The sequence below is a fragment of the Teredinibacter haidensis genome, from assembly GCF_014211975.1.
GTDB lineage: Bacteria > Pseudomonadota > Gammaproteobacteria > Pseudomonadales > Cellvibrionaceae > Teredinibacter > Teredinibacter haidensis.
In genome coordinates this window covers 4,144,120-4,166,401 of sequence record NZ_CP060084.1, presented here as the reverse complement: position 1 = coordinate 4,166,401, position 22,282 = coordinate 4,144,120, and the positions used below count along the sequence as shown (strand labels likewise).

Genomic DNA, 22,282 nt, shown 5'->3' with positions numbered 1-22,282 from the left:
CATGAAAAACAAACTCTATGCATCTCTTTTTCTCCTAATCATTTTTTTAGCTCTCTCCGTAAGCGGGGTAATTTTATATTTCATACCTTACAACTCATTTTTTTATGGCATTCATATTTGCTTTGGATTTCTATTAGTAATCACCGCGATCTTTCACCTCCGTAATAATTTTACAATACTCGCAAGCTACTTTACCCGCCGGTTATCGCTAACCATTGTTGCAATGGCCTTAGGAACAATTCTCCTGGCCACAACCGCAACCTACCTTAGGCTAATTCCTGTATCTTCTTTTCTCGATTTCAGTCATAAAATTAAGCAAACGGCTGTTGTGGTAGACGAACAAAATCAAACGCTCCGTCTAAACGTCGATAGTGCATTAAACGTTCTTAGTATCGAAGTTAAGGCTGGCGAGAATTACCGCGACAGAGCTTCCCCCTTCATATGGGGAAAAATAATTACCAGCCCGCCGCAGATGGTCTTTTGGTTAGAAAATATGGAAAACAACCATATTCGCACGTTATTTATTACCGCTAAAACCGGCTACTCATTTCTATTTCCTCACGACCCACTGCGAACAGATATTGTTGAAAGAAAAGAATCGTTTCCCTACTGGTTACACAAATGGCAGCAGGGCAACCAGGCCACTAAACTTGACGCGCTCACAGGCGCCACACCAAAAGGACACTTCACACTTAAAGCTCGCCTGCCCCAGTCCTTACGTCGATTCCAGGTTCTGGCCGAGATAAACCGTTCGTTCGACTACAACCGATACTATACAAAAGACCGTTATCCGGAAGACCCCATCTATAGCGGTAGCGGAAACCCAGCGCAGCCGTCCATTATTTATCAAACAACAATTGATTTGGATTCCGAGCATCTCGTTTTTGTAATGAAACCTATTGGGCACGGCCATCACTCAGGGAATGATGGGAATTTGTATACGGATATGCAGGGTATTGATTCCGCTTTGCATATTATTCGACGGATCATTGTTGAAATTGACAACCTCAACTAATAGCTCCAAATAAAATTTACCAGCACTATGGGAGTATCTGAAAGCTTTGCGGCCCCCACTTATTTCTAGGGAAACGCTGATCACCGCCCAAATACAGTCCCAATGCTAGTAGGTACGTTCAAACATTTACCTCTAACGCCCCTCTTTCTGTCGGTTATGCGCTGTTTCATCTCGCTGTAACACTGTCGACAGCCTGTAACCTAACGCCACAAACGATGACTAACAGATTATTAACAGACCAGAATCTGTTAAAATCGCTCGCCCTTTATCCCAGGATCGCAGCGTGGCGCAGCTAAACCCCCGTCAGAAAGAAGCCGTACTCTACATTGATGGTCCATGCCTCGTGCTGGCCGGAGCCGGGAGTGGTAAAACCAGCGTTATCACGCGTAAAATCGCCTACTTGATAGAGCAGTGCGGTATGCCTGCGCGCCATATCGCGGCGGTTACCTTCACCAATAAGGCCGCTCGTGAGATGAAGGAGCGCGTCGGAAAACTGGTGAATGGCCGAGCCTCGCGAGGCCTTACCGTGTCGACCTTCCACAATCTCGGCTTGAATATCATCCGCCGCGAACTCAAGCATTTGGGCTACAAATCCGGCTTTACCATTTTCGATGCCGAGGACGCTGGCGCGCTTATAAAAGAAATCATGTTGAAGGACGGTGATCTGGATACGGATTTAATCCAAAACGTCCAACATCAGATTTCCAACTGGAAAAGTGGCCTTGTAGAGCCACAGCAAGCCCTGGAAATGGCTGAAAGTGCAGGGGAACAAACCTGGGCCCTGATATATGAACGCTACAACAAGGCCTTAAGAGCCTACAATGCAGTCGATTTCGACGACTTAATTCGCCTCCCCTCCCAGCTCTTTGCCTCCAATGAAGAAGTTCTCGGGCGTTGGCGGCAGCGCATCCGCTACTTGTTGGTAGACGAATATCAGGACACAAACTCTAGCCAATACGAACTGGTCAAACACCTTGTTGGTCACCGCGGTGCGCTGACAGTGGTGGGTGATGATGACCAGTCCATTTACGCCTGGCGGGGGGCCCGCCCAGAAAACCTCAGCTTATTAAAGCAGGACTTTCCTAGCCTCCAACTCATCAAGCTGGAACAGAACTACCGCTCAACGGCGCGCATTCTAAAAGTCGCCAATGAACTCATCGCGCACAACCCCCACGAATTCGATAAAACTCTGTGGAGCGAACTAGGACTGGGCGAACCGCTTAGGCTCATTCGCTGCACCACGGAGGATGCGGAAGCAGAACGCGTCGCCACGGAAATCCTTACCCAGCGACTGCGCCGTCAGTGTAAATTTCGTGATTTCGCAGTGCTCTACCGCGGCAACCACCAATCCCGCTTGCTAGAATTAAAGCTCCAACACCACCAAATCCCCTACAACATTAGCGGTGGCACCAGCTTTTTCGCCCGCGCAGAGATCAAAGATGTGATGGGCTATCTCCGCTTGCTGGTCAACCCGAGCGACGACAACGCCTTTCTACGCGTGATTAACACCCCACGGCGACAAATTGGCACCGGCACCCTAGAAGCATTGGGAACCTATTCCACCGAGCGCGAAATCAGCCTGTTAACTGCCTGCGAAGAAGTTGGGCTACAGTCAATCATTCCTAAAAAAGGCCTAGAACGTCTGCAGGGCTTCTGCGCGTGGCTGCATCGTGTGCGCGACAACTGCCACAATAATGACCCTATCGCTGCCATACGGGAAATGATCGAAGACATCGACTACGAAGGCTGGCTCTACCAGAATACCACCACGCCAACCGTCGCCGAAAAGCGCATGGCCAATGTATGGATTCTGGTGGATTCCATTCGATCTTCACTGGAGAAAAACGAAGACGAAACGCTTACCGGTGAAGAACGTATTAATCAAGCAGTGGCCCGCCTTGTTCTGCAGGACTTGCTCGACCGACAGGATGAAGAAGATGTAACCGACCGGGTGCAACTAATGACGCTTCATGCCTCAAAGGGCCTAGAGTTCCCCCATGTCTACCTTGTAGGAATGGAAGAGGAACTGCTGCCTCACCGCAACAGTATTGAAGAAAACAATATCGAGGAAGAACGTCGCCTGACCTACGTGGGTATCACCCGAGCCCAAAAGACACTAACCATGACGCTAACCAAAACCCGCAAACAATTCGGCGAAAAAGTCGAAACGACCTATAGTCGTTTTCTAGATGAATTACCCGAGGAGGACATTGAACGAGAGGGCTTTAGCCCCGTCAGTAAAGAGCAGCTGGAGAAAAAAGGCGCCGAAACCTTTTCATCGATCAAAAGTATGTTTGATTGACGGCTTTTAACCCCAGGAAAACCGTCGATCTTCTGAGCTAACCCGGCAAAACCCTAACACACACAACAACAGAGACACCGGGCATAAAAAACCGCGCCCTCTGGCGCGGCTCTTCCCAATTATATCCTGTGGTCTACTTCGACTTTTCCACCATATGGTCCACAGCCGCTTTTAGCTCATCATCAGAGCAATCAAAGCACAAACCTTTGGCAGGCATACCCTTAAAGCCCTTCATCGCACTGGCATAGAGTATATCCATACCCTTTTCAACGCGAGGCCCCCAGGCTGCCACATCTCCCAACTTTGGAGCGCCAGCAGCCCCAGTAGCATGACATACAGCACATTGTTGATATACCACCTCACCCGGACGACCAGCAGCAGCGTCTGCAACGACAGGTACAGCAGCAGAAGCGCAATCCTCACCGGCCATACAGGTTTCGCCAACTGGCGCTATCCGCGCTGCTATATCGGCATCTGCCGCAAAGGCACTGGCGCCCGCCAGCAACAACCCCATCATTGCCAATTTTATAACTTTCATATAGTCCACCTTGATGATTGCTCTAGAATATCCCATAAAAATTGATGTGGATTATAGCCGCTATATCTTGAAAGAAGCACTATCGAAGCTCTGATCAAGCCCAAATATGTTCTGGCCTCCTAGCTTTTCCACGATTAAAACATCTCTTTACGGGAATACGCCCGCCTTTCAAAAAAAGGCGACGCTAAGGTAGGAGCCCTGAAGAGGGTGGGCAGAACAACGCTGACTTAGTCGGAATTTCTCCAGGAAAATTTCGGCAAAGATAGACGCAATCCCGCCTTAGCGGTATTATGCGCAGCCTGTCCGCACCCGTAGCTCAGCTGGATAGAGTAGGTGGCTTCGAACCACTTGGTCGGGAGTTCGAATCTCTCCGGGTGCGCCATATATGAGAACCTCGTCTTTAGGCGGGGCTTTTTATATGCGTTACGCGGAGAGATTCGAACTCCCTTCGCCACTCCAGTACGTCTTTGCGCTCCATGGCACTATTACTTCCATGCACGTTCTTCAACGCTCAAGGGACACGGGCACCCCATACCCATAGTCATCATAAGGTCATAAAGATTAAACTGGCCTCATTCTATGCAGCTAAGAAATAGCCAACTGCTCGATACCCCCGACAACTAAAAATAAGTGAATAACCACTTGTCTGGCATATACCAAAAAAAACAGTATGCTACGTTAGCTATGCATATTCTGCATAACTGCATTGAATCGGCAACATCCAGCCGATAGACTAGCCTCTCAGAATAACGACCTACACAGTGATAGTGACCATGTCCAATTTACGCATCCTCTCGCCAATATTCTCCTTAGTCATTACCTTACTTTTGCTCACCCTCAGCTCCGGTTGCAGCGAATCAAACAATACAGAGAAAGATACTCGCTCTGCAGATTCTCATTTATTGAATAGCGAAAAATACATTAAACAGGGCCAGTACCGCGCGGCAATGCTCGAAGTTCGCAATGCTATTAAAAAAGCGCCCAACGCGAAAACGATTGGCGCCTTGGCGGAAATATATAACGAGTTGGGACAAAGCCGAGCAGCGCAGTCGTTACTCGAGGACAGCGTAGAGACCCACCCCAAATTAAATCTTCTTCTTGCAGAAACCTATCTTTCGTTAGGTAAATTCTATTCTGCCGAACAGGCTCTGCAAAAAATTACTGCTCCCCACAACAACACGACAAAACTTCAACTGCTCGAAGCAAAAATCCATATCGGCCGTGGGCGTATTACCGAAGGCCTCGTCCAATTGGAGGCAATACAAACACAATACCCTGACGATAGCAGCGTTCAGCTCGCGTACTTTATAGCGATATTTAATTCCGCAACCCCCCAGGAGACCGAGGAAGCCTTGGTCAAACTGACATCCAAATTCCCAGAAGATGCTGACATACTTTATACAGAAGCCAAAATCCGCTTTCTCCAAAATAATTATGCAGCGACGGAAGATAGCTTAATGAAGGCGCTTCATCTTTCCCCGCAAACGGACGTGCTCACGCCCCTGCGCAGTGGCATCTTAAACCTACTATCGAAAACACTCACACAGCAGGGACGCTATGCTGATGCGGTACCCTTTCAAAAACTGTTAAAAGAAGCAAATCCAGATTTAGAAGATGTACAAGCTCGACTGGAAAATGCAATTGCCACTATCCAGAAAGGCGACATTAAAGCTGGCGAAGAACTTCTGGAAAAACTGCACCAGGACTTCCCAAATATAGAAACTACCGAAGCTCTGTTAGGCTTGGTCAATCTTGAGCTCGGTGATGCAAATAAAGCCGCTTCGCTATTTCAGGGCAGCGTCGACCCAGAAACAGCCGCGCCGAGACTAAGTGCTGCGGCAGCCATGGCGGAGCTAAAGCTGGATAGACAGCAGGAAGCTCTTAGCATTCTAGAGCAAGCACTGGCATCCAACCCAAACAGTCTGCAGCTACACTCTCTTTACGGCCTAACCGCGCTAAATCAACCGTCGCTGCAGAGAAAAGCAGCTCAATCACTCGAAAAAGCGATAGCGCTTGGCACTCCAGATTTGAGGATTTATCAATTTCTTGCCAATTACTATTACACAGTAGAGCAAGACAAACAAAAATCGGTCGGCATCCTTAACAAAGCCTCAAAAACGTTTTCAAACTCTGACGAAAAGCTCAAAATATTCGGCAACTATCTTCGATACGGCTTCAACGAGGAAGCAACTCGCTACGCAAACAACCTAAAAGTCTCCGATAAAAATAGCGAAGCTGGCTGGCTGATGACTGCGGCGATGGATATAAAAAATGGCCGGCCCAATCGGGCCTCAGTTCAACTCGAAAAAGCTATCGATATAAACCCCAACAGCGAAAAGACTTGGTTCCTTATTGGCAGCAATGAAATGCAGTTACAAAACTGGAACAAAGCCATACATGCATTTAAACAGGCGATTAACCTGAATATCGATTCCAGCGATTATCTGATAGCCCTATTAAAGGCTGAAATTGGAAACAATAGTAATTGGTCGACAATTACCCGAAGCTTTAGTGCGCTTGCCAAAGATGAAGCGCACCGCGTTAAGCTCGATGGATTCCTCGCCGATTACGCGATCCGCACTGAACAATTTTCCCACGCAGAAAGCTTAATCAACAACATTAAAAATTCCGCTGCAAGCACTACGGAACAAATTACTTTCTTGGAAGTCCATAAAATCACTACAGAATCAAATTATCATTTAAAAAGCCAGAATCAAAACGCCGCGATACAACTACTGGAAAGTGGCCGGATACAACACCCAGAATCCATACCCATCGCCATTAACTTGGGGAATCTGTATTTGCAGCAAGGCTCCATTAGCAAGGCTGAAAAAATTCAGGATGAAATTGGCCGGATGAATGACCCTACAATTTTTCTCTTGTTTACAGCCGATATTCTTATCAAAAAGAGCTTACCCGAAGAGGCTTACTCCGAACTAGAAAGTGGTTGGCAAGCAAACAAAGACCCGCGTCTGGCCAATGCGGTTTTTCAACTAAGCACAAAGCTAAAAACCAAACTATCGGATGTGTTTTTTAAAGAATGGGCAAGTGTAGACACCAAAAATTTCCGCCCGGTACTTATACAGGCTATGAATGCACAAACGAACAACAGCGACGATGCCATAGCTCTATACGAAAAGACACTTCAACTAAATGATCGCAGTATTCCTGCACTCAACAACTTGGCTTGGCTATATCAAGAAAAAAACAAACTGGAACGGGCTGATACACTTGCTACACGCGCTGTTGAGCTAGCTCCAGAGAGCGCTGCAATACTGGATACAGCCGGATATATCAAGTATCGATTGGGTGACAAAGGTTCAATTACGCTTCTGGAGAAAGCCTTTGCTCTTGCACCCGGCGAAAAGGAAATAGAAGAACACTTAAATAAAGCAAAGGCGTCCTTCAATTAGCAATACCATTGAAACCAGCCTAAGGGATAAGAGCCTTAAAAGAATGGAAACTCTACACATAGAAGCTGTAAGTGATGCAGCGTTTTCTGAAATGGAAAACGCCTGGCAAAACCTGCTCTATCAATCAAATGTAGACAAGCTCTTTCTCTCATGGCACTGGATGCATAACTGGTGGACGCTGTATCGGAATCCGTCGGATGAGTTACTGGTTCTCACCATCATCAAAAAAGGTGTCTTAATTGGCATTGCTCCACTGTACATCTCTATCGATACTACCGTTAAGTACCTACCCAATATTCGACGTGTTATGTTCCTTGGAACAGCAAAACAAGGTTTCTCCGGCTTTCGAACGGAATATTTAGAGATTATTTCCACTCCACCTAATGGAAACGATGTTTGCAGTGCTGTTTTCGCGTATATCCGAGATCGCTACAGCTTAGATGAATTATTTATGATAGATGTTGTTGTGAACTCCTGCACTTACACCGCATTAGATCAGTTTGTAACTACTACAAATTGCCATAAGAGAATTCAATCGAAAAACGTCTCTTACCTCGTAGATACCCAAGGTAGTTTTGAAGAATACCTAAAAACGTTGGGAAAAAATTCGAGACTACAGATCTACAACAGAAGAAAAAATCTCCAAAAACTTGGAAAAATTGAACTTGTTCAATTAGGTCAGGATGCTTTTGAGGATGTATTTTCTCTTATATCCAATTTCCACAGTAGCCGATGGGATAATCCCATAGTATTTGATACGCATAAATTATTTGTCCGCCAGCTATCGAAAAACGCAATTATTTCCGCTACAGGCTTTATATTGAAGGTGGATGAAAATATTATTGGTGCTTCGTTTGATATCAAGTGTGGCTCAAGTATCTATAATTTCCAGCTTGGATTTCAGGATATGACTGACCAAAAATTGTCAATTGGCCTGATCACGCTTGGCTATGCGCTTGAAAATTGTTTTGCAGCCAGTGATATTACAGCATTCGACTTGCTCGCGGGAAACGGGAAATTAAGCAACTACAAATCCCGCATAGCTTCCGAGGGAATATACATGGAGAGCGCACAATATGTATTTTCAACACTGTATAAATTATTATATACCTTTAGAAACTTGTATATTAAGTTTTTAAGACGATGAACATAAAAACCCTCGCAAGCTTAATATTAAGTTTTTTAGCCGGTTGCGGTGCAAAACCGCCGGTAATATTTGAAGATGCAAACATCTACCAAAGAGCTGTTTATTACAACAAAATCCGGCCCTATGTTGACAGAAAGCGTGACAAAGAACGAAAGCCCGATGAGATTTTGGCTTTTTCAAACATCAAACCGGGTAGTATAGTCGTTGACCTCCTTGGTGGTAGTGGTTGGTACACCGAGATATTAAGTAACGTCGTCGGCCCCAAGGGACACGTGTATATAGTTAACCCCCCTTTATTTGTTAATTTTGCCGGTGACGATCTAACTAAAAGGCTAGAGAAAAATCGCCTTAAAAACGTTACGCGGCTTGATGTGCCTTGGAATGATCTCCAGCTACCGAGGAACGTAGATTTTATTTGGTTAGCCCTCAGCTTTCATGATATCTATGTCCACCGACCCAATAGACCAGAATTCGAAGCTAACAGGGTTCACTTTTTTGAGCAAATGCGTCATACCCTGAAGCCTGGAGGCTTTTTACTCATAACGGATCATGTGTCAAAACCAAGTCAAGATGTAAATACCGCCGTAAAACTGCACCGTATAGATGAGAGCTTTACTAAGAATGAGTTGGCCAGAGAGGGCTTTACCTTTATTAGAGAGAGCGCAGCGTTACGATACCCGCAGGACAATTACACACTCGATATATGGAACAAGGAAGTACGAAGAAAAACAGATAAATTTGTGCATTTGTATCAGCTATCTGATCAGTAGCCTCTATTTTTTAGGTATACACTTTCTATAATACGGTATAGCTCATCCTGCATAAACCGCTTTGAAAGACCGTGATCACCCCCATCGATATGTATAATATTGAGTAAGCCAGAATCCCTCAATTTATTTATTTCTTTCCCGGCACTTACCGCTAGGATCTGATACCCAGGTTCTCCCTCAGAAAGAACCAACATTAACCTACATTTTTTTTCTGCAATTTTGTTTAGTCGCCTAATAACAGGACCTTCATTTCCCTTGACTACTCTTGATATCAGGTTATACGCCCTGAGTTTTGCATACTGCGTAAAAACCCCCAGTACAGAGGCAATATTAGATTTACCAGACAACAACTTTTTCCAGTGATTTAGTTTGAAAAAAGTAGACTTATACCGATACACCTCGGAAATCGAGTGTAAGTATTCCCCACCGTTTTCACCAACAAAGGACCAATCGAAAACCAACGGATTAACCAAAATGGCATCTTCCACAAGGCCTTCACCAAGTTCAGAAACCGCTTTAAAAGAATGATAGGCACCAGCACAAATTCCCGACAAAATAAATCGGCTAAAGCCGTATTCTTTCAATACAATTATCGCCTCACCAATATCCTTCATTGCTACCGGAGAGTACGCCATATTGTCCTGGTTTTTTCCATTTGCAAAACTATCCCCAATTCCTTCAATATCGAATCGAAAACTAACGCCACCCTTTTCCGCCAACTTCCGAGAGAAACGTGTGTACATTCGGTGTGGACCCACATTGTGCTCAGACCCGCAATTTAAAAAAAGAATGACCGGTTGGTTTTTATCGACAGTATCAACCGGCTGAGCAAGAACACCAAAAAGAAGTTTGTTCGCACCGAACAACAATAGCTCTTCCTTAACTGTTGTATCGATAATGTTGTCACGACTCGTTTTATTCATGCACTCGAGCGACACAGTTGCCGTTTCCGGCACGCGCCGGGACACTGTGGCGACGATCCGATTAATAACGTGATATGGCACTAACGTTTCCGTAGGAAAGTCAACGATCCCTTCATAACCCTCGTAAGCCATTTGTATCGCGTTAGTATTACTTGCAGCTAGGGAAGCCAATAGCTTTTGGCTCGGCCCCCTATCATTCCGGTATAGGTATATTGTATTCGCTGCCTTGGTGGGCTCTTCATTTTCCAGGTCTAAAGCTTCCAGTTCGCCTATTAGTTGTCCGGTTAGCGTTAGACCCACCACATCATTGACCTCGCACTCTCTCCCACCCACAACACCGGACAGAAGGCGAAGCTCTCTTAACAAACGCCTGCCTTTGATGCAGGGCTCCCAGAGTACAAGCGTGTGGATATCGCGCTGTTTTGCAGCTTGAAACGCAATGGAAGCGCCCAATCCAAATCCGAGCAATATGATGTTTTCAATTTTTTCGTCCCGCTGTAGTTGCTCACAGAGAGTAACCACACTTTCGATGCAATCCGACATGGAGGGATAAGCTACTCCAGTGTCAGACGAATTACCCGTATTCAGATAATCCATACGTATACTGGCAACATCCACATCGGCAAACGCATCCGCCAAATGTCGCAGGGTGCGATGAGAAGACATATATTCCTGGCCAAGTGGTGGGCAGATAACAGCTAAGGCCTTAGGTACATGGCTTTTCATATGTAACCAACAGAATATCCCACCCGATTTGAGCGAGTAAAACCCCGGTTTGCGAAATATTTTATTCAATCAAGTGTACCCAACTTAGAATCTGAACCCTTTGCATGAGAAAACTATACCACCACAAATGAAATCTGGTAAATTGAACTCTTGTCCATAAACGAAAAATCTACCAATGGAAAAAATTGTTTTTGTCGTAGGCGCTGGCAGAAGCGGCACAACCTGGCTACAGCTGATGCTGGGTAGCCACGCTGCAATCGCTACCGGGCAGGAGAGCCAATTATTTAATAATTATTTTTCACATTTGGTACAGCGCTGGCAAGGAGAGTTGGCTTACCCGCAGACAAGCGATTTACGTTTTCACGGGATTTCTGCCTATATCGATGAAAATTGTTTTTATCGTTTACTGACGCGTTTTGCTGTCGGAGTATTTGACAGCGTTCTATCGGCCAAGCCCGGCGCTACCTATTTTCTAGAGAAGTCACCTAACAACAGCCTCCATATTCCAACTATTTTACGATGCTTTCCTCAGGCTAAAATAATTCACCTACTCCGGGATGGCCGTGATGTCACAACATCTATTTTAGCCGCGAAAAAAAGCTGGGGGCGGAATTGGTCCCATAATACGGTTGAAGACGCAGCACTAGAATGGTCAACTGCTGTCTCAGAATGCGCTAAAGCAAGGCATCTCACCAGTAATTATCTGGAAGTTCGTTACGAGGACCTATTAGCAACAGGCCCGGAAACATTAAAAACCCTATTCCAATTTCTCGACATCCCCATTTCTCTCGCCGAAATACAGGCAATTTACGGTAATCACACCTTTGAAAAACTCAAAGCAAATCAATACGATAAAAGCACATTTATAAATCCGGGGCAAAGCGTAGCCTCCGGTACGACAAATAGGTCTGAGCCAAAAAACTTTTTCCGAAAAGGGAAAGTTGGCGACTGGAAAAACTCCCTTAATCACGCCCAGCAACAGGAATTTTATTGGGTTGCGGGACGAACGATGGCTCAGAAAGGCTATATAAGCGAAGATCTAATTCCTAAAGTATTGCCTCTACGACTAAGAATAAGATATTTATCTAGATTCATACGTAAGGCAGCTAAACGTCTTCTTGGTGCTGCGCTCCAACGGTAAAAAAATACTCTAATCATGCACCATCGAGCGTTTTTTTGTAACTTGAAATTAAGGCGTCCGCGAGCAGAACCTGGCTATCCCATAATAGAAAAGCATGTCCGGTTGCTGGTAGATTCGTTATAAATAATTTATCCTCTCTCCGCAAAAAAGAATATACTGCCCCCAGGGAAGCCTTGAGAATACTTTCCCCCGGTTCATTTTTCGACACAAAAAATTTGATTGCAACCCCCTCCTTTACCAGCCCTAGAAAATCAATACTCAACTGGGGATTAACCTGCACGAGGTATTTGTCTCTTATCAGACAGTATCTTGCTGCCTTTGTCGCGAGTTTTTTTCCAAAGCCCCAAGAAATAGTGTTTATCAGCCTGGCTGCCAGCTCCATCCTATCCGTCGCTTTCCGGTTGTATATGGGTTCAACATGGGGAGTAACGGACATCCCTAGCTTCCAATAAAAATCGATTGGATTAATAAAAATTAATTCGTTTACAGTATGGCTCTTATCGTTCAACAAATAGTGGAAAGCGTTGTGTCCACCTGAGCACAGCCCCCCCAAAATAATCTTCCTATTCGGCATAAGTTGATTTATTTTAGATAGCATTTTTTGTATATCGTTCGACGAATTATCAGGATAAGGTGATATCGCTTTCTCTGCTTTATCGGTAACCATCGCTCCATCACCTAGCTGGCTTAAATCTATTCGTAAACTGCCCATTCCCGCTTTCGCCAGTGTCCGTGCAATATGGACATACAACCTAGCAGGACCGGACTTTGGTGAAGCTCCACCGTTAGGGAGTACAATAATGATCTTCACGTCCACGGCAGAAGCTGGCATAGCCAACACCCCCACAGCTTGCCGATTACTGCAGGCAATGATTTTCTCGCAGTAATTCGTTGTTATCAGAGGCCTGGATGACTCACTAATACTAGTAGCCCATTTTTTCCGCTTACTTTCTGTGATACACAAGTATTCACACTGCTTATCAATAGCTTCTTGTGAAACTATATTGAGGAGTGCCGGTTTCATCATCTCCGATTGGCCTCCATATTGATATTGCACCAACTGTACGTCAGCACCTTCCAGGTACTCACGCAAGCGTTTGACGGGCCGTTCGTTTTCCGGCTGTAAAAGACAAATAGATCTTAAGCCCTCATATCGAAACTCTGTCAGCTTCAGCGCTCCCAATTCCTGAGCCGAATTTTTCGTTGTTACCAGACCACCAAAATCAAAAAATCGCGAATTTTCTGCATCTTGGTTTCGCGCAAATATTTCTGCATCCCTCAATAACGCTTTGCCGGATAAAACGGGGTTCCAGAGAATTAATTTCTTTAGAGGGTAGCGTGCCGCCAGCTCAGCGACCGCCGAAGCAGCTATTAAAGCGCCCGATCGGAACCCCCAAAGTAGCAATGAGGTAGCACCCCGCTCGCTAATTAAATGGCTAGCCGCCAGAGCAATATTGTTATGCCAACTCTGTAGTAAGTTACCGCTTATTACATCGCCAGGCGAATCCCCTGTGGCTGTATAGTCTAATTTGATGCACTGACATTCACCTGTCGAGGCAAAATTTTCGGCTGTTTGTGTAAGTAAACGATGGTGGTGGCTATACTCAATACCAATGGGGGGGCAGAGAATCACACCCATTGAGGGCCTTGAACTGTCTAATGAAAAATGGACGCTATAAGCCGCGCCATCACCCTCACCAAGCCATGCAATAGTCTTCACTATACGGCTCATAAATAGTGTTAAGGTATTTTCGACGAGAGGAGAGCAATGCAACTCTGAAAGCTTTTAATAGACATTGCCTCTTCCACTTCCAGGAATAGATCAAACTCTGCTTCTATTTCCGTTACAATACGAACTAACGTTTGTGAGTCCCACGCTTGGGTTTCATCCTTATTTAGACGCTCTAGCTCTGTGTCGGACATAAAGCCGAAGACCTCTTTAAATATGCTCTTTACAAGATCAATACTGGATTTATTCATATATTTTTAAACTTCACAGACAAACCGTACGCTATTAGAAGAATTTATAGCCGAGAGGCTACCCCTCACCTTTGTCACCCCTGGATCAATTGTGATTTTGATTTTGTAATCTTCCCCCGGTAACAGATGCACATAATTATCAAATAAGCTTATCGACTTACTCGATAGCTCCACAAAATAGACTGGACTATCGGTTGTCAGTACCAGATAGTCATTTCCTAGCTCATGGATGAGATCCACCAGAATGGATTCCATTTTGTTTGGTATAGTAGGGATTAAGCCAGGAAAATCGACGTAGCGCGAAATAATGCTGCTATCATCATTTTTTAAACTTAAAAATATCGCATCGTACTTTTTCTCGCCGAAGCGATAGGAAAATGTCGTATCTTGAAATCCATTTGCAAGATTTGCGAGACTGGATTGTATTTCACTTCGTGCATTCACACAAATGCTCGTATTAAAGGATTGTACAATGACACCACTGCTACAAAAATCTATGGAAAGCTTATAGCGTTTGGTATTCTCGGTTTCATTTATTACGCTATAAATGTGCCCAGACAAGCCTTTGTTAATCATGAGAACCTGTTCAGGCTGCAGACAGCGTCTCAATATGTACCACGCAGGCTTGGGCCTGCCAAACGAATCGATCAGACCCCACCCCGCGCCAGGAATAATATCCTTGTAAAACCAAGTTAACGCGCCGCGACAACTGGTGAGCGAACTTCGCCAAGTAGCAAATAACCGGCTCATCAATTCGCCCGTAACCAGTTTTGAAAGTTTAAAATATTTTTGATTTTTGGAGTATCGTAACGCCAATATATCTTCACCAAACAACTTTTCGGTGTAGAAATCCCGAACATCTTCGAAATCCCAACCCGCCACGTTATCCCGCGGTACACCAGCCTTCCAGGCTGGTGTATGCACAGGCGGCGCTGCACAATCGAAACATTCAATAAGTGTTCGTTCGTCAGGAATATTCGAAAAACCCAAACATTCCGGCGAAAATTTGATATCGCTTACCCAGATATCGTCCAGCTCGCGAAGGTAGGCGCCAACACCAAAATAATGGGCTAAGCCTACGTCTGGTTGAAAAGGCAAATCCCCATAGCAAGGCGATGAGGGAAAATAGCCAGCATTTGGTATGCTCTCTTTGCATATTTCAGCCAGATCGCAGGCAAAGAATTCATTTCTCCATTCATCAGGATCACAGCCCATCATCGCGGCCTGTTGTTCTACCTCACTATTGCCACAAAAAATTGTTATGCAACAGTACTCGGACAGGCGTCGAACCTGATGGCGCACTTCTTCTCGAATATTTTCTCTAAATTGTTGATCCTCGACTGGATAGTCCATATTGGCGAACATAAAGTCCTGCCATACCATTATTCCCAGCTTATCGCACAAGCCGTAGAACTCATCATTTTCATAAACCATGGTGCCGCCGACTCGAATCATATTCATTCCAGCGTCGACAAATTGTCCAAGTAGGCTGGGCAAGTTTTCACTTTGAAAGTTGCACGCGTCGCCTATGGTCCAGCAGGAACCCCGACAGAAAATTTCTTCATTGTTTATTAAACATTGAATATCATTTTTTGTGTTTAGTAGTGCAAGTGATTTGAAGCCAACGTTTCCATTTCGTGTTAACGAATTAGCGCCGGTGCCGCCAAGTTTTAGCTGGTATTGATATAAATTTTGATCACCATGCGTATGTGGCCACCATTTTCTAGGCGACGGTATTTTGATGGATTCATTAATACTGTAATAGCCTTCGACAGGCTTACCCAACTTTAACGTAAAAGTTTTACTCTCTATAAAAAATTCAATTGTAGGATCGAATTTCAACGAAGGGTCTTGCCAAAGTTCTCCCAGAATTTTGATTTCCCCCGATTCGCCATTCAAAGCCGGAATAACTTTCAGTTTTTTCAGGTAGTATTCCGTTTTCGGAAGAACATGAACGGGTCGCCAAGGGCCTATTGCGGGGTACGCTTGAGTCCATCCGGGGATATACCCTAACAGGGATGTTCTAATCCAGCGCAAATTTTGCCGTTTAACTAAATTGGTCTTCCATTTCGGTCGGCCCCTAAACGGTACACAAGCAGAAAATACAGAACGAAATACTATATCCAGCCGATTTTTACGGTCGTCCAGTACACCTAGAGAAACACACTGGGCCAAAAACATGTTCTCCGACGTTAAAATAGGCTCTCCATTTAACCAAACCTCTGCAATTGTCGCCAGCCCCTCAAAGTGCAGCATCAGCGTTTGTGCGCAGCTGTTCTCATATCTAAATTCTGTGCGAAACCACCAGTCATATTGGTCGATATTGTCGGCTGTCCGCGCACTAGCCTTTAACGTTTGCGCAATAGTGCTCGGAAACAATCCGTTGAGATCGTAGCGAGTATCATCAAGTTCAGATGGCTCAAGGAATTGCTTTGGTGTCGATCGACTTATACGCCAGTCAGTTATTTCCATTACAATTTCCGGTTTACAAGCCAATCGGCATGAGCGTTAAAGGGATAGAGCAATTTTAAGCAGCTGCTTTGCTTGCCACCAGTGTTCTGCCATTTTGTCCAATGGCGCCAGGTCAATAGGCTTCTTCCTCGCAATAGTTCGAGCTAATTTAAATTGGAAAGCCTTTACGTCGTTCGATATTGCGAGGTAATGCTGACCCGCAATATCTAACTCCAAATCTGTTTTAGAATCTAGCCAATTCAGGTAGGTAGCGGCCAATTCATAGCATGCACCAAATTGTCTTAATGTGGCAAAAGAATACTGATGAAACTGCTCTATCGAATCACTGATTAGCCAAGGGAGGTCTTTTTCGAACTTCAATTTAAATCTTTCAAGCGGGCCGTCTTCCGGCATAAGCAGAAACTGTTGCCGTAAACTCATTATTGACCGTTCAACTAGTTCATTTTCGGATTTCGCCTGAAGATTTTTTCTTACCTTTATAAGCTCAATATAGGGCGGCAACATTCTTTCGTGTACCAAACCGTTCAATTGAAATACCTGCTCGAAATCATTACCTATAATTTCATAGTAACCTTGGCCATGAAAATAGCCCATAAATTTAGCGCTCGTATCCATTGCATTTACGGCCACTGTGGATTTTACATGCTCTTCGCTATAGGCTGTTCCCACCGTATCGGGTAAAAAGTATGAATCCAATTCCACCAACACCGATCGCCCGGCGCTCACCTGAGTCTCTATATGCCGAGCCAAATCATTCCATGGGTTTAATTCCTGGACGTCCATGCCATAGAGCTGCAGAAGATCATTCAAGGGGTATTTGAAAAACGTCCACTGATCTTCTTCAAAATCAATCGCTAGTGTAAACGCTAATCCTGCAATAGGTTCAAAACCTAATGAATGGATAAGCTCGATTAAAACATCCACGTAGCAGTTGGTTTCGCTCCACACTCTGTCCCCTGCATGAAGACTGTGAGCACTATAGCTTGCTGGGCTCAGATGAATAATACTGGCCATTAGATTGCCAACTGCTCTTTGATTTCACTCGGCCACAGCTCTGGATTCAGGCCGTGGGCTTTTAGCAGTGCCAAGGTAATACGCTCCAAACCAAACCCTATACAGGAGGTATGGGCCGGCTCTCCATTTGGCAATAATATCTTAAAAGTCTGTCCAAAATGATTGAGGTGGTAGTTACAAGATGTAATGGCCGTTGGCTTTTCTTTGGAGCAAATGGGTACCACGATCTCGAACTTTAGCTCTTGCTCTAACTGCGCAGCCTGCATTATTTTCCCCGTTCGACCAAAAAAAGGATCGCTGGCTGCTTCTGAGCGTACATCCAAACCCAAACTCAACAACATTTTTTCCGCTCGCGACAACCACTGATTTCTATGCTCAATTGCCTGCTCGGCCGAACCTAGCCGTACGTATTCACGCTGGCGAAAACACTGCATTCTCGCTGGGTCATCAGAAGGCTCGTTCCGGAAGACAAAGGCTTTTAAATCTACCACTCGACCTTCGTCCGACAAGGTGCCGGTGGCCGCCGGGTAAAGCGGATAGCAGGCCGCAGGCACTAACATAACATCGGTGGGCAAAAGCCGCTCTTCCCAGGCAGCTTTCTTATTCGCATCTACAACTAACTGGCGCTTCGCCTTTTCATCACCTTTAAACGAATGAACCGAGCCCATAAGATCAGGCATATTTTCTATATGATCGGTTGCAAGGTAGGTCGATCGGCTAACAACAGGAGGGAAACGCATCACCTCTGCATTCTGAAAAGCCCCTTCGCGTGTAATAAGCAACTCCAGCCCATCCACGATAGCTTCAAATACGCCACTTCGCCCGTATACGCCATTTACATCCGACGCAATCAACAGCCCCGCCGCCGTTAACGCATTACGAAACTCGGAGTAAGCTGCCAAAATATCGGTATCCTGAACGCACATACTAATCTCTCATCGCAATATGCATAGTTGAATTGTGGCCACGAATACGGTCGTTGTTCACCATTAACGCAGCACCGTAAGCATCGCGTATATGTCTGCACAAACTGTTATCCGAATCGTTTTTATAACCGGAAATTCCGACAATCTGTAACGCATTACCCACGATGTCGACAAGCATTTCAGAGCATCGTAATTTGACATTATTCACTTTTGTTGCGAAGGCAAACTGGCTACAGAACTCCAACTGATTACTGTCTATAAGCTCCTGATACTCCACAATCATCTGCTTCAAACTTCCCTTCATCGCAAACAGCTGCTCATCAACTTCACTTAAACGCAGGGCGCTTACCGGGGCTGTACCCGGCGTTCTCCTGGCAAGAATACGCACCGATTTCCTCGCCCGCCGAACAGCGTCCTCAGCCATACCCACCCACAGAGAGCCCCATGTTAAATGCGCAACGGGATGCATAGTTTGTGCTAGCACACTGGAAAACTCTACTGGCAAAATTTGCTCGGTCTCGCCCTTTGCTTTCACCGTATAACCCGAACTGCAAGTACCACGAAACCCTAAGGTATCCCATCCAGCAATCTCTTCAATCTCACAATCTTCTGTTTTAACGACGACATGCTTCTGATCACTGGATGGCGAGTCAGGGCTTGCCCTGCAGGTAATAAGAATAAAATCTGACGCCAAGGCATAGGACACAACCGGCGCTTGTTTTGTTAAACTAAATTGCTTTCCTTTTATTTCCAGGGCGCAAATGCTGGAGCGAAGGTCGCCCCCTACACCTAGCTCAGTGGTAGCTGAAGCAAGCAACCACTGATTGTGTGCAAGCGCTTTCAAGAAACTGCGAAAATATTCGGAAGTTTGGCCATGATGAACAATACAGGCCACTTGAATCTGATGCATCGCATACACCATTGCCGTTGAAGCACAGTACTCACCCAACGTTTCGCATATCTTGCAAATTTGCCTTATGCTCAATCCCATACCACCATATTCCGCAGGAACGTAAGCACTCAATAGCTTGCTTTCTTTAAATACATCGAAAGCCTCTACTGGAAAACGCGCGTTCCTATCAACATCGTCAGCCCATTTTGCAACAACATCAACGCCCAGACGCTCTACAGTCTTTAGCACTGCATAGAACTTCCCGTTACTATCCTCGCTCACAAAAGACCCCGCTTACCTTGTTGTTAGAGGTGTTAGCAATTCAATTCTTCCAAGGCCTCAATTAGCGCATCGATACTTTGGAATGTTTGTCGATTTAGCATGCGATCTTCGAACTCAACGTCAAAAGCATCCTCAATCGCGAGCATCACATTTACCGTTGTAAGAGATGTAAGACCGGCAGCGTAGAGGTCGCTGGTATCGGTTAGAGTGCTCACATCAGATGACAATTTCCCATGCTTGCTCAATATTTCTTTAATCTTATCTTCAAACATACCACTATTCCGTTTAAAACGTTCCCACCATATTAATATGAATTAAAAAAATAGCCAGCCTGTAAAAAATTTCGCACTGTAAACCGATTCGACACAAATACAATGTCTACAATTAGAAAAATCTTAATCAAAAATTTATCTTTTAAGCCTTTTCCCCCAGATATCAACCTTTTACTGCGGGCAAGACTAAATAAAACGGTAGTGAAAGAAATTATTTTTGGCAAGCGACTTGCAGCTTTAGTACAAATTCAGTCTAATCAGACTTATGAACACGCATACTAAACGTTGGCGCCGTTAGCAGAGGATATAATAATGAGAGTTGGTATTGAAGCAATTGCCTTTCACTGCCCCCAACATTATCTCGATCTAGTAGACCTCGCGGAGGCGCGAGAAATTGATCCCGACAAATTCACTAAAGGGCTTGGGCAGCTCCGCATGGCAATCGCCACCCCGATGGAGGATCCCGTACATCTCGCAATAAATGCGGGTTTAAAAGCCATTCAGAAATTCAATATTGATCCTGCCGAAATCGGAACCTTAGTTGTTGGTACAGAAACCGGTGTCGATCACAGCAAGCCCGTTGCAGTATACGTACATCAAGCATTGGGTTTAAAAAGTAATTGCCACACCTACGAAGCCAAGCACGCCTGTTTCGGGGCCATGGCTGCTGTCACTTCCGCTGCAGACTGGATTTCCTGTGGTCGAGCGGCCGGAAAAAAAGCGCTGATTATCGCTGCAGATATCGCGCGCTATCCCATTGGCGATGCGGGGGAGCCAACGCAGGGTGCCGGTGCCGTTGCAATGATTATCTCGGACACTCCAAAGCTATTAACCTTTGATGAAGATATAACGGGTAATTACACCAAACATGTTATGGATTTTTGGCGGCCCCTCTACTCGAAAACGGCCTTTGTCGACGGGCACTACTCCATAGACTGCTACCTTGATGCTTTGTCCGGCGCCTACAGTGATGCCATGAGCAAGGCCACTCTACCCCAGTTATTTAAACTTGATCAGCTGGATGCCTGTATTTATCACGTACCATTTGTAAAAATGGCCATCAAAGCTCACCAGCGCCACTATGAGATCGATAACAATCTCATAGTGGAAAGAGACACTCCCGAATACGCGACCTTTCGCGAATCACTACAACAACGTGTTACGCCGTGGCTCTCTCTAAATGCCATTGTCGGAAATATTTATACAGGTTCATTGTTCTTGGCGCTTATCGATCTACTGCGGCAAAACACCACCAAAACCCTACGACAAATCAGCTTATTTTCCTATGGTAGTGGTTGCGCCGCCTCATGGGGCATTGTGTATCCAACCCAAGGTTTCGAACAATACACGCACTTAATAGATCCACAACCAGAACTTGATGCGCGCAAACGGCTAAGCGTAAGTGAATACGAAAATATTGTTCGCACGAATGATCAGCTGGGTACTGGTGACACCGAAAGATTTGCTTCTAGTGATTGGGGGCTTACCGGCAAATATCTCTATCTGGGCAATACAAACCATATCCGCCAATACAGTGATTTCGAGTAAACCGAGATGGGCAACAATATTCCAAAAGAAGCTTTAGATCATATTGGGCAACAAAGTACGCGCAAATATATCGTTAATGAGAGAGATATTAAACGCTTTGCCCAGGCGATCGGGGATAACAATCCTTTATATTTCGACAAAGAGTATGCTGCGAAAACGCGCTACGGCGGTATTGTAGCCCCCCCCCTTTTTTACCAATCGCTATCGTATGACGATATACCGCTTAGCGGATTGCCCTCAGACAACTCTCCTGCCGAACTGAATATCCCTCTTCCGGCAACACGCACCGTCGGTGGAAGCAGCGAATATGAAATTTTCGAGCGAGCAAAACCGGGAGATGATATTACCATTACTACCGAGTTAAAAGGCGTTTTCACTAAGGAAGGGCGTTCGGGGAAGCTCTACTTTATTGAAATCCTTACCCAGTTTTATTTAAGAGAACATCAATTAGTGGCCAGAGAAATAGCCACCTTTATTAAAAGGCTTTAACTCGTGACAACTAAACCAAGCGATATCACTGTCGGCTATACCATTCCCGCATTTGTAACAACGCTTAGCAGTACTCACCTTTTTATGTACAGTGCGGTCACATGGAATAGGCATCATGTGCACTACGACAAGGAAGCAGCAATAAGCGAAGGTCTTCCGGATATTGTCGTTCACAGAGGTTTAACGGGTAATGTTTTGGTGCGAATGATCGAAGCATGGCTCGGTGAAAATTCCGAAATAGAACGCATTAACTGGAAGATGGAAGCTAGCGCCGTACCCAATGAGCCGCTAGAGGCCAGGGGAGAAGTCACCGAGTGTGAGACACAAAAAGATCATATCGTAGCGGTATGCAACGTTGGCGTGTCACAGAACGGGATACCTATTTGTACCGGTAATATTACACTTCGTATCTACACTCACTAACTCACGACC

At 45.2% G+C, this 22,282-nt stretch carries 18 protein-coding genes, 1 tRNA gene and 1 pseudogene; 11 read left to right on the top strand and 9 right to left on the bottom strand.

Features of this window, described 5'->3' with window-relative positions; all coding sequences use genetic code 11:
- Position 1 precedes the first annotated feature (1 nt).
- The 3 genes and pseudogenes from H5715_RS20645 to rep form a co-directional block, all read left to right on the top strand.
- Positions 2 to 148: pseudogene (locus tag H5715_RS20645) on the top strand (hypothetical protein); the annotation flags it as partial.
- A gap of 75 nt (positions 149 to 223) precedes the next feature.
- Positions 224 to 1,015: a hypothetical protein gene (locus H5715_RS16935; protein WP_246434599.1), complete on the top strand. Its 792-nt coding sequence runs from the start codon at positions 224 to 226 to the stop codon at positions 1,013 to 1,015.
- Between the two features lie 283 nt (positions 1,016 to 1,298).
- Positions 1,299 to 3,317, top strand: coding sequence for a DNA helicase Rep (rep, locus tag H5715_RS16930; protein WP_075186286.1), 2,019 nt, complete (start codon positions 1,299 to 1,301; stop codon positions 3,315 to 3,317).
- 133 nt (positions 3,318 to 3,450) lie between these two features.
- On the opposite strand, the gene H5715_RS16925 is transcribed toward rep, so the two are convergent.
- Entirely contained in the window at positions 3,451 to 3,855 is a 405-nt protein-coding gene (locus tag H5715_RS16925) for a c-type cytochrome (protein ID WP_075186287.1), read from the bottom strand.
- Between the two features lie 305 nt (positions 3,856 to 4,160).
- On the opposite strand from H5715_RS16925, the gene H5715_RS16920 reads away from it, so the two are divergent.
- From H5715_RS16920 to H5715_RS16905, 4 genes are all read left to right on the top strand, one after another.
- A tRNA-Arg gene (locus H5715_RS16920) sits at positions 4,161 to 4,237 on the top strand.
- Positions 4,238 to 4,628: 391 nt separating this feature from the next.
- Positions 4,629 to 7,268 carry a tetratricopeptide repeat protein gene (locus tag H5715_RS16915; RefSeq protein WP_075186288.1) on the top strand — a complete coding sequence of 880 codons (2,640 nt, stop codon included), beginning with the start codon at positions 4,629 to 4,631 and terminating at the stop codon, positions 7,266 to 7,268.
- A gap of 43 nt (positions 7,269 to 7,311) precedes the next feature.
- Positions 7,312 to 8,415, top strand: coding sequence for a GNAT family N-acetyltransferase (locus H5715_RS16910; protein ID WP_075186289.1), 1,104 nt, complete (start codon positions 7,312 to 7,314; stop codon positions 8,413 to 8,415).
- Complete coding sequence (locus H5715_RS16905; RefSeq protein WP_075186290.1) at positions 8,412 to 9,185, top strand: class I SAM-dependent methyltransferase; 774 nt, start codon at positions 8,412 to 8,414, stop codon at positions 9,183 to 9,185. Before H5715_RS16910 ends, H5715_RS16905 begins: the two co-directional genes overlap by 4 nt.
- Here H5715_RS16905 and H5715_RS16900 read toward each other — a convergent pair.
- Complete coding sequence (locus H5715_RS16900; RefSeq protein WP_075186291.1) at positions 9,179 to 10,834, bottom strand: alpha/beta hydrolase; 1,656 nt, start codon at positions 10,832 to 10,834, stop codon at positions 9,179 to 9,181. The two genes, H5715_RS16905 and H5715_RS16900, sit on opposite strands and share 7 nt — an antisense overlap.
- Before the next feature lie 175 nt (positions 10,835 to 11,009).
- Here H5715_RS16900 and H5715_RS16895 point away from each other — a divergent pair, with 175 nt between their 5' ends.
- Positions 11,010 to 11,975 (top strand): sulfotransferase family protein, encoded by a 966-nt coding sequence (locus H5715_RS16895; protein ID WP_075186292.1) that lies wholly within the window; start codon positions 11,010 to 11,012, stop codon positions 11,973 to 11,975.
- A 13-nt stretch (positions 11,976 to 11,988) separates the two neighbouring features.
- On the opposite strand, the gene H5715_RS16890 is transcribed toward H5715_RS16895, so the two are convergent.
- The 7 genes from H5715_RS16890 to H5715_RS16860 are packed head-to-tail and all read right to left on the bottom strand — an operon-like array spanning position 11,989 to position 19,813.
- Positions 11,989 to 13,695 carry an alpha/beta hydrolase family protein gene (locus H5715_RS16890; RefSeq protein ID WP_075186293.1) on the bottom strand — a complete coding sequence of 569 codons (1,707 nt, stop codon included), beginning with the start codon at positions 13,693 to 13,695 and terminating at the stop codon, positions 11,989 to 11,991.
- Positions 13,696 to 13,715: 20 nt separating this feature from the next.
- Positions 13,716 to 13,955 (bottom strand): acyl carrier protein, encoded by a 240-nt coding sequence (locus H5715_RS16885; RefSeq protein ID WP_075186294.1) that lies wholly within the window; start codon positions 13,953 to 13,955, stop codon positions 13,716 to 13,718.
- Positions 13,956 to 13,961: 6 nt separating this feature from the next.
- Positions 13,962 to 16,427 carry a glycosyl hydrolase 2 galactose-binding domain-containing protein gene (locus H5715_RS16880; protein WP_075186295.1) on the bottom strand — a complete coding sequence of 822 codons (2,466 nt, stop codon included), beginning with the start codon at positions 16,425 to 16,427 and terminating at the stop codon, positions 13,962 to 13,964.
- A gap of 36 nt (positions 16,428 to 16,463) precedes the next feature.
- Positions 16,464 to 17,441 carry a DUF1839 family protein gene (locus H5715_RS16875; RefSeq protein WP_075186296.1) on the bottom strand — a complete coding sequence of 326 codons (978 nt, stop codon included), beginning with the start codon at positions 17,439 to 17,441 and terminating at the stop codon, positions 16,464 to 16,466.
- The gene (locus H5715_RS16870; RefSeq protein WP_075186297.1) at positions 17,441 to 18,367 is read right to left on the bottom strand and encodes an amino acid--[acyl-carrier-protein] ligase; all 927 of its coding nucleotides are present in this window, start codon (positions 18,365 to 18,367) and stop codon (positions 17,441 to 17,443) included. Before H5715_RS16870 ends, H5715_RS16875 begins: the two co-directional genes overlap by 1 nt.
- A gap of 1 nt (position 18,368) precedes the next feature.
- Positions 18,369 to 19,541 (bottom strand): acyl-CoA dehydrogenase family protein, encoded by a 1,173-nt coding sequence (locus tag H5715_RS16865; RefSeq protein WP_083608075.1) that lies wholly within the window; start codon positions 19,539 to 19,541, stop codon positions 18,369 to 18,371.
- A 32-nt stretch (positions 19,542 to 19,573) separates the two neighbouring features.
- Positions 19,574 to 19,813, bottom strand: coding sequence for an acyl carrier protein (locus H5715_RS16860; RefSeq protein ID WP_075186298.1), 240 nt, complete (start codon positions 19,811 to 19,813; stop codon positions 19,574 to 19,576).
- A gap of 312 nt (positions 19,814 to 20,125) precedes the next feature.
- On the opposite strand from H5715_RS16860, the gene H5715_RS16855 reads away from it, so the two are divergent.
- Genes H5715_RS16855 through H5715_RS16845 form a run of 3 tightly spaced genes read left to right on the top strand, consistent with a single transcriptional unit; the run spans position 20,126 to position 22,273 of the window.
- Complete coding sequence (locus H5715_RS16855; protein ID WP_075186299.1) at positions 20,126 to 21,361, top strand: hydroxymethylglutaryl-CoA synthase family protein; 1,236 nt, start codon at positions 20,126 to 20,128, stop codon at positions 21,359 to 21,361.
- Positions 21,362 to 21,367: 6 nt separating this feature from the next.
- Positions 21,368 to 21,850 (top strand): FAS1-like dehydratase domain-containing protein, encoded by a 483-nt coding sequence (locus H5715_RS16850; RefSeq protein WP_075186300.1) that lies wholly within the window; start codon positions 21,368 to 21,370, stop codon positions 21,848 to 21,850.
- Between the two features lie 3 nt (positions 21,851 to 21,853).
- A complete protein-coding gene (locus tag H5715_RS16845; protein WP_083608076.1) occupies positions 21,854 to 22,273 on the top strand; it encodes a MaoC/PaaZ C-terminal domain-containing protein in 420 nt (139 codons plus the stop codon).
- Positions 22,274 to 22,282 lie beyond the last annotated feature (9 nt).

What these genes read in the sequence shown, in the direction of transcription:
- H5715_RS16935 (WP_246434599.1), top strand. Translation starts at nt 224, where the DNA reads ATGGCCTTAGGAACAATTCTCCTGGCCACAACCGCAACCTACCTTAGG.
- H5715_RS16925 (WP_075186287.1), bottom strand. Translation starts at nt 3,855, where the DNA reads ATGAAAGTTATAAAATTGGCAATGATGGGGTTGTTGCTGGCGGGCGCC.
- H5715_RS16915 (WP_075186288.1), top strand. Translation starts at nt 4,629, where the DNA reads ATGTCCAATTTACGCATCCTCTCGCCAATATTCTCCTTAGTCATTACC.
- H5715_RS16910 (WP_075186289.1), top strand. Translation starts at nt 7,312, where the DNA reads ATGGAAACTCTACACATAGAAGCTGTAAGTGATGCAGCGTTTTCTGAA.
- H5715_RS16905 (WP_075186290.1), top strand. Translation starts at nt 8,412, where the DNA reads ATGAACATAAAAACCCTCGCAAGCTTAATATTAAGTTTTTTAGCCGGT.
- H5715_RS16900 (WP_075186291.1), bottom strand. Translation starts at nt 10,834, where the DNA reads ATGAAAAGCCATGTACCTAAGGCCTTAGCTGTTATCTGCCCACCACTT.
- H5715_RS16895 (WP_075186292.1), top strand. Translation starts at nt 11,010, where the DNA reads ATGGAAAAAATTGTTTTTGTCGTAGGCGCTGGCAGAAGCGGCACAACC.
- H5715_RS16885 (WP_075186294.1), bottom strand. Translation starts at nt 13,955, where the DNA reads ATGAATAAATCCAGTATTGATCTTGTAAAGAGCATATTTAAAGAGGTC.
- H5715_RS16880 (WP_075186295.1), bottom strand. Translation starts at nt 16,427, where the DNA reads ATGGAAATAACTGACTGGCGTATAAGTCGATCGACACCAAAGCAATTC.
- H5715_RS16875 (WP_075186296.1), bottom strand. Translation starts at nt 17,441, where the DNA reads ATGGCCAGTATTATTCATCTGAGCCCAGCAAGCTATAGTGCTCACAGT.
- H5715_RS16870 (WP_075186297.1), bottom strand. Translation starts at nt 18,367, where the DNA reads ATGTGCGTTCAGGATACCGATATTTTGGCAGCTTACTCCGAGTTTCGT.
- H5715_RS16860 (WP_075186298.1), bottom strand. Translation starts at nt 19,813, where the DNA reads ATGTTTGAAGATAAGATTAAAGAAATATTGAGCAAGCATGGGAAATTG.
- H5715_RS16855 (WP_075186299.1), top strand. Translation starts at nt 20,126, where the DNA reads ATGAGAGTTGGTATTGAAGCAATTGCCTTTCACTGCCCCCAACATTAT.
- H5715_RS16850 (WP_075186300.1), top strand. Translation starts at nt 21,368, where the DNA reads ATGGGCAACAATATTCCAAAAGAAGCTTTAGATCATATTGGGCAACAA.